Source organism: Arthrobacter sp. ZBG10 (assembly GCF_001238605.1).
In the GTDB taxonomy this organism is placed as follows: Bacteria; Actinomycetota; Actinomycetes; order Actinomycetales; family Micrococcaceae; genus Arthrobacter.
In genome coordinates, this window is record NZ_LFQH01000087.1 from 1 (window position 1) to 8,485 (window position 8,485).

Annotated in this window: 7 protein-coding genes; 1 reads left to right on the forward strand and 6 read right to left on the reverse strand. The window is 65.4% G+C overall.

Translation table 11 applies throughout. The annotated features are described in order from the left end of the window. Positions 1–262 precede the first annotated feature (262 nt). The 4 genes from rpsA to polA form a co-directional block, all read right to left on the reverse strand. On the reverse strand, positions 263–1,741 hold the full coding sequence (gene rpsA / locus ACU18_RS17810) for a 30S ribosomal protein S1 (RefSeq protein WP_050687814.1): 1,479 nt from the start codon (positions 1,739–1,741) through the stop codon (positions 263–265). Between the two features lie 180 nt (positions 1,742–1,921). Next, the gene (locus ACU18_RS17815; protein ID WP_050687815.1) at positions 1,922–2,896 is read right to left on the reverse strand and encodes a polysaccharide deacetylase family protein; all 975 of its coding nucleotides are present in this window, start codon (positions 2,894–2,896) and stop codon (positions 1,922–1,924) included. Positions 2,897–2,924: 28 nt separating this feature from the next. Further along, on the reverse strand, positions 2,925–4,223 hold the full coding sequence (locus tag ACU18_RS17820; protein ID WP_050687816.1) for a GNAT family N-acetyltransferase: 1,299 nt from the start codon (positions 4,221–4,223) through the stop codon (positions 2,925–2,927). A gap of 46 nt (positions 4,224–4,269) precedes the next feature. Next, positions 4,270–6,912 (reverse strand): DNA polymerase I, encoded by a 2,643-nt coding sequence (gene polA / locus ACU18_RS17825; RefSeq protein ID WP_050687820.1) that lies wholly within the window; start codon positions 6,910–6,912, stop codon positions 4,270–4,272. A gap of 187 nt (positions 6,913–7,099) precedes the next feature. Between polA and ACU18_RS17830 the strand changes: the two genes are divergently transcribed. Continuing rightward, positions 7,100–7,573, forward strand: coding sequence for a hotdog fold thioesterase (locus tag ACU18_RS17830; RefSeq protein WP_050687817.1), 474 nt, complete (start codon positions 7,100–7,102; stop codon positions 7,571–7,573). On the opposite strand, the gene ACU18_RS17835 is transcribed toward ACU18_RS17830, so the two are convergent. Together ACU18_RS17835 and ACU18_RS17840 are read right to left on the reverse strand one after the other, a co-directional pair. Continuing rightward, complete coding sequence (locus ACU18_RS17835) at positions 7,570–8,133, reverse strand: dihydrofolate reductase family protein (protein WP_050687818.1); 564 nt, start codon at positions 8,131–8,133, stop codon at positions 7,570–7,572. The genes ACU18_RS17830 and ACU18_RS17835 overlap by 4 nt on opposite strands. A 47-nt stretch (positions 8,134–8,180) precedes the next feature. Continuing rightward, positions 8,181–8,402: a hypothetical protein gene (locus tag ACU18_RS17840; RefSeq protein ID WP_050687819.1), complete on the reverse strand. Its 222-nt coding sequence runs from the start codon at positions 8,400–8,402 to the stop codon at positions 8,181–8,183. Between the last annotated feature and the right edge of the window lie 83 nt (positions 8,403–8,485).

Here is an 8,485-nt window from a genome sequence, read left to right on the forward strand (position 1 = left end):
ACCGCACCCCCACCACCAGGAACATCGCTGACACCGGGGCCGCGCACCATCGAGGCCATGCCCAGAGCGGGTACACCCTCATTGCTCCGACAACTTAAGCGGCGCCGGCTCCAACGAATCCGCGGGACGAAACCGGGTACGCCGCTCCCGCAGGGAGCCGCAAGCTGGATACCCCGAGACCTGGCCAAGTGTTAAACACAACAGGCCCCCACCAGAGGTGAAGGCCTGTTGTGTTGGCGCCGTTAGCTGGCGCCGGTGGCAACTAGTTGCCGGTGAGCTTTTCGCGCAGTGCGGCGAGTGCCTCGTCGGATGCAAGGGTACCTGCGCCGGCGTTGGACTCTGCAGCCGGCTCCGAGGAGTAGCTGGTGGTGCCGGAATCGCTGTCACCGGACGTTGCTGCTGCAGCGTCGTCGGCGGCGTGCTGGGTAACCTGCTTCTTGTGGGCTTCCCAACGGGTCTGGGCGTCAGCGTACTGCTGCTCCCAGGCGGCGCGCTGGTTCTCGTAGCCTTCAAGCCACTCGTTGGACTCCGGATCGAAGCCCTCGGGGTACTTGTAGTTGCCCTCTTCGTCGTACTCAGCGGCCATGCCGTAGAGAGCCGGATCGAATTCGGTGCTGTCGGCGTCGACGCCCTCGTTGGCCTGCTTGAGGGACAGCGAGATGCGGCGGCGTTCCAGGTCGATGTCGATGACCTTGACGAACAGTTCGTCACCAACGGAGACAACCTGCTCGGCCAGCTCAACGTGGCGCACGGCGAGCTCGGAGATGTGGACCAGGCCTTCGATGCCGTCTTCGACGCGGACAAACGCACCGAACGGAACCAGCTTGGTGACCTTACCCGGCACAACCTGGCCCAGGGCGTGGGTGCGGGCGAAGGTCTGCCACGGATCTTCCTGCGTAGCCTTGAGCGACAGGGAAACACGCTCGCGGTCCAGGTCGACTTCGAGAACCTCGACGGTGACTTCCTGGCCAACTTCGACAACCTCGGACGGGTGGTCGATGTGCTTCCAGGACAGCTCGGAAACGTGAACGAGGCCGTCTACGCCGCCCAAGTCCACGAATGCACCGAAGTTGACGATGGAGGAAACGACGCCGGGACGAACCTGGCCCTTTTCCAGCTTGTTGAGGAACGTGGAGCGAACCTCGGACTGGGTCTGCTCGAGCCATGCACGGCGGGACAGGACCACGTTGTTGCGGTTCTTGTCCAGCTCGATGATCTTGGCTTCGATCTGCTGACCGATGTACGGAGCCAGGTCGCGCACACGGCGCATCTCGACGAGGGATGCGGGCAGGAAGCCGCGCAGACCGATGTCGAGGATAAGACCACCCTTGACAACCTCGATGACGGTACCGGTGACGACACCGTCTTCTTCCTTGACCTTCTCGATGTCGCCCCAGGCACGCTCGTACTGAGCGCGCTTCTTGGAGAGGATCAGGCGGCCTTCTTTGTCTTCCTTGGTGAGCACCAGGGCTTCGACCTGATCGCCAACGGAGACAACGTCTCCGGGATCAACGTCGTGCTTGATGGAAAGCTCGCGGGAGGGGATGACACCTTCGGTTTTGTAACCGATGTCGAGCAGAACTTCGTCGCGGTCGACCTTAACGACGGTACCTTCGACGAGGTCTCCGTCGTTGAAGTACTTGATGGTCGCGTCGACAGCTGCGAGGAAGTCCTCAGCGGTACCGATGTCGTTAATTGCGACTACGGGGGTACCGGGCTTCTCGGTGGAGGTGATGGTCATGTAGTAGGGGCTCCGTTGTGGATAGTAAGTTGATCAGGCGACCACCACTTCCGGGTATTGACCTGGAGGCAGAGCACGGCGGATTGCCGGGTCATCCTGACTGCGGGATTAAACGTGCGGAAAAAAATTACGCACACGTAACACACGCCCGTTTATTCTAGTCGCAGCTCAACAGCCGGGTCAAAGCGGCGGTAGTACGTCCCCAAGGCGGGCAAACGTGGTTCCGCCGGCCAGGAGTTGCGGCAGTGCACGGCGGAAACCCGGGCCGGTGCCGCTGCCGGGCTTGTTGAAGTGCGCAATGACGATGTCCCCCGGCCGGACCCCGGCAAGGGCAGCAGCCACAGCCCCGGGTCCCAGGGTGGCGCCGCCGTCGGCATTAACGCTGAAGTTCACCGGCAGCATCCCCAACCTGCGCGTCATCCCGGCGGCCACCTCATCAAGATGGGCGGTGCCGGACCGGAAAAACCGCGGCTCCACTCCCGACGCTGCCCGCAGCAGCTCCAGGCAGCCCGTGAGTTCGTCATAAGCCTCCGCGACGGATCCGGTGCCGGGGATCCGGTACGCGGATTTGCCGACGACGGACAAGGGCCTGTGTGCCCAGCCGTGGTTTGCCAGCTCAAACAGCGGGTCGTGGCCAAGTTCAGTTGCCAGGCCAAGGTTCGCCTGGACCCAACGGGCATTGACGAACAGGGTCGCTGGCACGGCGAGTTGCCGGAGCAGCCCCAGCAGTTCCTGGTCCACCCCCGCGCCGCCGGGTCCACCGCAGGCGTCCAGGGTCAGCACCACCGGCTGTGCCGCGGACTGTGTCACCACGCCGGTGACCGCCAGGCCCCACTCGTTGGGATGGCGGCCGGCGAATTCCGCCACCAGTTGCTCCTTGGTGGGCGGCACAAAAGCGGGCGCGGACGGCGGCGCCGGCGCCGGAGAAGCTTCCTCCGGCACGGCATGGCCAGGCTCGGCAGCACCGGCAGCGCCGTGCCGGGCCTGACCAGGGTGCCCTCCGGGATCCGGTTGCCGGTCCGCCGGGCCGGCCGGATTGCCCGGCCCGGGCTGCCAGGGCGCCGAACACGACGCCGCGGCGGCCGCCACACCCACTGCCAAGCCAACCAACAATTCCCGCCGGCCGGCCAGCGCCGGTGCACGGTGATCCCCCAAGGATGTTCCTTTGTGAAGGCAGGGGCTCCTAGAAGTGGGTCAGGCAGTGCGTGGAACGCTCAACCGCAAACATCCCCCGTGCCTGGAGCGCCGCACCCTGCGTGTGTTCCCGGATCCGCCCAGCCGCCGCCAGCGTAACCGGGCTGACCGCGCCGAGGTAAATCGATGACAGGACAGAGACGTCAAGGTCCAGGTCGGCGGGCGTTTCCTCGGCAAGGCGTTCGACGTCGGCCTGTCCGCCTTCCACTGTAACGGCGAATGTTCCGCCGGCCAGGCCAAGCGGGTCACCGACGTTAATGACCAGCCGTCCGTCCACCGGGTAATGGCGCGCGGTGAGGGCGGCCGGAACGTCGAGGATCCGAAGCCACAGCATGTCCCGGACGTCCGAGGCATCGATGCAGCGGGGATCCGCGAGGGCCCAGGTGAGCGGGTCGTCCAACGGCGCCTCGTCCCACGTGACCCGTTCCACCAGGTCGATGGCGCCGAGGAACTGCCACAGCTCCAGGTAGGCGTCGTCGCTGGCCGCGAGGAAGTCCACTACTTCCACCGTGTAGGGCTCTTTCTCCCAACCCAGGAACTTGTAGGAGACGTAGCCGTCCACGGCGCCGGCAGGCCCGTAATGGAGGGCCACCTTGATGGCCGCATCTTCCTTGCCGTCCCGGCCCCGGGCCCCGGACACCATATGCCGGTACCACTCGTGCCGGCCCACAGACCCCGGCAACAGCCGGTGAACCTGTTCAAAAACTTCCGGGGCAAGGTCCAGCAGCTTCCGGGGATCGGCGATCTCCACAGTCCCGGTGGCCTGGTGGGCCAGGCTGAAACGGGCAGTGGTGTCCACCTTGACGCTGCGCTCAAAACTGGCCACGCCGAACCCGAAGCGCCCGTAAATGGTGCCCTCGGAGGCTGTCAGCGCGGCCATGGAGACTCCGCTGTCCTTGGCCAGGCGCAGGTCCTCAGCCATCATGCGCCGCAGCAGGCCACGGCGGCGGTGTGTGGTGCGCACCGTGACGGCGGTGATGAGGTGGCTGGGCAACGTCCTGCCGAACCCGATGTTCAGGGTCTTCCGGAAGGTGCCAAACGTCGCCACCGGAACTTCCGCCGGCAGGGACGACGCCGGCACATCCCCGACCTGGTAGACCCCGGTGTACTCCGGCTGGTCCGCCACCTTGATGGCCAGGGTGCCGGTGATGTGCTCCGTTGTCCTGGCCTCATCATGGAACCCGAACGCCACTGCCCGGGACCACGCCAGGGACTGGTCGAACCCCTCGCTGCCCTCGGTTGCCGCCGGGAAGCGCCGGATCTCATAGTTATCACTCGAATTACTCACGATTCCGAGCCTAACCAATGAATCCGGCGCCTGACCAGCACCTGCGTCAGTGGCCGGCGTCGTACCAGCTGGGTCCTACGCCGATCTGCACTTCCAGGGGCACCGTGAGGTCCGCGGCGGCTGCCATCTGTTCCGTGACCAGCCGTTCCACGGCGTCCTGTTCACCGGCAGCCACTTCCAGCACCAGTTCATCGTGGACCTGCAGCAGCATCCGGGACTTCAGCCCCTGCGCCTTGAGCTCGGCGTGGACGCCCAGCATGGCGCGCTTGATGATGTCCGCGGCGGAACCCTGGATGGGGCTGTTGAGGGCGATCCGTTCGGCGTTTTCGCGCGCCTGCCGGTCGGTGCTGGTGAGGTCCGGCAGGTAGCGCCGCCGGCCTTCAATGGTGGCCGTATAGCCGTCGATCCGGGCCTGTTCCACCACGCCGCGCAGGTAGTCACGCACGGCGCCGAACCGGTCGAAGTAGTCCTTCATGAGGGTGCGGGCCTCATCAACCGAGATTTCCAGTTGCTTGGACAGACCGAACGAGGTCAGGCCATAGGCGAGGCCGTAGGACATGGCCTTGACCTTGGAGCGCATGGCGCTGGTGACTTCCTCCGTGGGCACGTGGAAGATGTTGGAGCCCACAAACCGATGCAGGTCCTCGCCGTCCTTGTAGGCCTGGATGAGGCCGGCGTCACCCGACAGGTGCGCCATGATGCGCATCTCGATCTGCGAGTAGTCGGCCGACAGCAGGCATTCGTAGCCTTCACTGACCACAAAGATGCCCCGGACCCGGCGGCCTTCCTCGCTGCGGATGGGGATGTTCTGCAGGTTGGGGTTGTTGGAGGAGATCCGGCCCGTGGCGGCTACGTTCTGCGCGTACGTGGTGTGGATCCGGCCGTCCGCGGCCACGGACTTCTTCAGCGATTCGATCATCTGGCGGAGCTTCGCGGACTCACGGTGCGCCATCAGCTGCACCAGGAACTCGTGGCCCGTTTTCTCCAGCAGGTTCTTCAGGGACGCGGCATCCGTGGTGTAGCCGGACTTGATCTTTTTGGTCTTGGGCAGTTCGAGTTCCTCAAACAGAACGGTCTGCAGCTGCTTGGGCGAGCCCAGGTTGACCTCATGGCCGATCGCCGCGAACGCCTGTTCCTGGGCGTGGTCGATCACCCGGGCGAGGTCGGCCATCTGGTCTTCCATCCGCTCCAGGTCGATCCCGATTCCTGCCAGCTCCATGTCCGCCAGCACCCGGCTGACCGGCAGTTCCAGCGTGGAGAGCAGTTCCTCGGACTGGCGTTCCTTCAGTTCGGCTTCGAAGAAGCTGCTCAGGGAACGCACGACGGCGGCCGCCTGGACCAGTGCGTCTGCCGCGGCGGTGTCGTCCCCGTCGAAGGAAAGCTCCAGTTGGCCGGCCTTCGCCGTGGCCCCGGGGAGGCCCACGTTCAGGTGGTGCTGGGCCAGTTCCGCGAGTTCGTAGGTCCGGCGGTCGGGTTCCAGCAGGTATCCGGAGATCGAGGTGTCGTCCACAACGCCTTCCAGTTCCAGTCCTCTCGCCGTCAGGGCCTTGAGCGCTGCCTTGAAGCCGTGCAGGACCTTGGGTTCCGCCGGGTTGCGCAGCCAGGCGGCCAGGATGTTTTCAGCTTCGGCGTCCTGCCCCTCCAGGGAGATGTAGGCTGCGCCGCCCTCGCGGACAATGGCCACCGCGGCTGCGTCCTCGCCGACGCGCCCCGGGATGAGGTCCACCGCAACGGCGGACCGCTGGCCGGTACCGGCGGCAAAGAATTCCGAGAGCCCTGCGGCGTCGGTTGGCGTGATGTACTCCGGGGTGGGGATGCTTTCCCGCTCGGCCGCGGGAGTGTCAGCTTCGCCGTACAGTGCGAAGAGGCGGGTCCGGATGGTCTTGAACTCCAGCTCATCAAACAGGTTTTCCAGCGCTGCCTGGTCCGGCCGCGGTTCGTACAGCTCGTCGAGCGTGACCGGCAGTTCCAGGTCCGTGTGCAGTCTGTTGAGCTTGCGGTTCCGCTTGACGGAGTCCACATGCTCGCGCAGGGCGTCGCCCACCTTGCCGCCGATGGCGTCGATGTTGGCCAGCACGCCTTCGAGCCCGCCATAGAGGTTGATCCATTTGGCGGCAGTTTTGGGCCCGACGCCGGGCACGCCGGGCAGGTTGTCCGCGGTCTCCCCCACCAGCGCGGCCAGGTCCGAGTACTCGGCGGGGGTGACGAAGTACTTTTCCTGGATGGCGGCCGCATCCATCCGGGGAATGTCGCTGACGCCCTTCTTCGGGTACAGCACAAAAACGTTGTCTGTGATGAGCTGGAACGCATCCCGGTCGCCGGAGACCAGCAGTACCTCATACCCGGCTTTGTCGCCCATCGCGGCGAGGGTGGCCAGGATGTCGTCCGCTTCGAAGCCGGGCATCTTGATGGTTTTGATGCCCCAGGCCTCCATGACCTGGCCGATGAGGTCGATCTGGCCGCTCATCTCGCGGGGGGTCTCGTTGCGGCCGCCCTTGTATTCGCTGTACTCGGCCTTGCGGTGGGTGGTTTCGTCGGAGACGTCGAACGCCACGGCGATATGGGTGGGCTTCTGTTCCTTGATCAGGTTGATCAGCATGGAGGTGAAGCCGTGGATGGCGTTTGTGTGCTGGCCGTGGGCGGTGGAGAACTTGTCCGCCGGCAGTGCGAAGAAGGCGCGGAACGCCATGGAGTGACCGTCCAGGACCAGCAGCCGGGGCTGGCCCGTCAGCGGCACAACGGGGGCGTCAGTGGCCGAAACCGTTCCAGCGGCCGGAGGCGGTACCTGGTCCGTGGGGGCAGGGTCGCGCTCGAGGACCTGGGACGGGAAGGGGGCCGGTTTGGTTGTTTCACTCACAGGTGCCAGCCTAGTTGCCATGATGGACAATTTCACGCCCGGACCGTTCACCGCTGAACTGACGGCCGCCGGTATTCCCGAACACCTGCATGGTTGGCTTGGCAGCTTCGGCATCGGCGCCCTGGTGGTGAAAATGGAGATCCGGTTCCTCGAAATGAGCCCGGAACGCACGGTGGCCACCATGCCCGTGGCCGGCAACACCCAGGTTGCAGGGATCCTGCACGGCGGGGCGCACGTGGTCCTGGCAGAGACTTTGGGATCCTTTTCCGCAGGGATCCATGCCGGTCCCGGCCGGCATGCAGTGGGAATTGAGGTCAACGCCACACATCACCGCTCCATCGCCACCGGCTTGGTGACGGGAACCTGCACCGCCATCCACCTGGGCCGGACCCTGGCAACGCATGAAATCGTGATGACGGACGAGGCCGGACGCCGGCTCTCCACCGCCCGGATCACCAACATGATCAGGGACAACAACGGCGGCCGGGCCTAACCGGCCACACCCTCCGGAGCGGCCCGCAGAGAGTAGCGGAGCTCAACAATCCCGCGCCCCATGGTGCGCGAACCGCTCAACTCAAGGACCGGCGTCGGGCCCTGCAGTGGGAGCAGGCGCTTCCCGTCCCCCAGCACCACCGGGATGACCGACAGGATGATCTCGTCCAGCAGGCCTGCGGCAGCGAACTGGGCTGCCAGGTTTCCGCCGCCCACCACCCAGATGTTTGCCCCGCCTGCGGCGCCGCGGAAGTCATCGATGAACTCCGCCACGTCGCCGCGGACAAACGTGATGTCCGCCCCCTGCTGGGCGCGGTGTTCATGCCGGGTGAAGACGTAGCTGGGTGTATCCGGGTACGGCCACGTGTCCGGTTCGTGTTCGATCAGCCATTCGTAGGTGCTGCCGCCCATAACGATGCACCCCACCCCGGCCATAAACGCGTCGTAGCTTTCAGCGCCGCCCTCGAACCCGTCGAACTGCAGCAGCCAGGCGAGGTCGTCGGTGGGTGTGGCGATAAAGCCGTCGAGGGATGCTGCGACAAAGTACTGGATCCGTGCCATGGGGCCAGCCTAGCCAAGCGTGGGCGCAGTTCCCAGAGTGCGGGTGCTCAGGCCGAGAAGTACGGGATGATCAGGTACAGCCCAAAGAGAACTGCAAGCCCGCAGAGGCCGAAGCAGGCGTAGGCCAGGGCCCGTTTGATGCCCGGTGAGGCCTGCTCGGAGTCACCGGCGATGGCTGTGAGCCGGACGCCCAGCGAATAGAGCACCACCACGGTGACGGCGGAAACCAGGGTTGCCCCGCCGACTGTCAGCAGTTCCAACCATTTCATCGCTGGGTCTCCTTGAAGGGTGCGGTGCCGTCTGTGCCGTTGATTTCCGGTGTTGCGCCGGCCGGGTTTTCGGCGGCCTGGGT

Bases quoted from the DNA above. Each gene is read 5' to 3' on its own strand.
- polA (WP_050687820.1), bottom strand. From the start codon at position 6,912: ATGGCGTTCCGCGCCTTCTTCGCACTGCCGGCGGACAAGTTCTCCACC.
- ACU18_RS17830 (WP_050687817.1), top strand. From the start codon at position 7,100: ATGATGGACAATTTCACGCCCGGACCGTTCACCGCTGAACTGACGGCC.
- ACU18_RS17840 (WP_050687819.1), bottom strand. From the start codon at position 8,402: ATGAAATGGTTGGAACTGCTGACAGTCGGCGGGGCAACCCTGGTTTCC.
- rpsA (WP_050687814.1), bottom strand. From the start codon at position 1,741: ATGACCATCACCTCCACCGAGAAGCCCGGTACCCCCGTAGTCGCAATT.
- ACU18_RS17835 (WP_050687818.1), bottom strand. From the start codon at position 8,133: ATGGCACGGATCCAGTACTTTGTCGCAGCATCCCTCGACGGCTTTATC.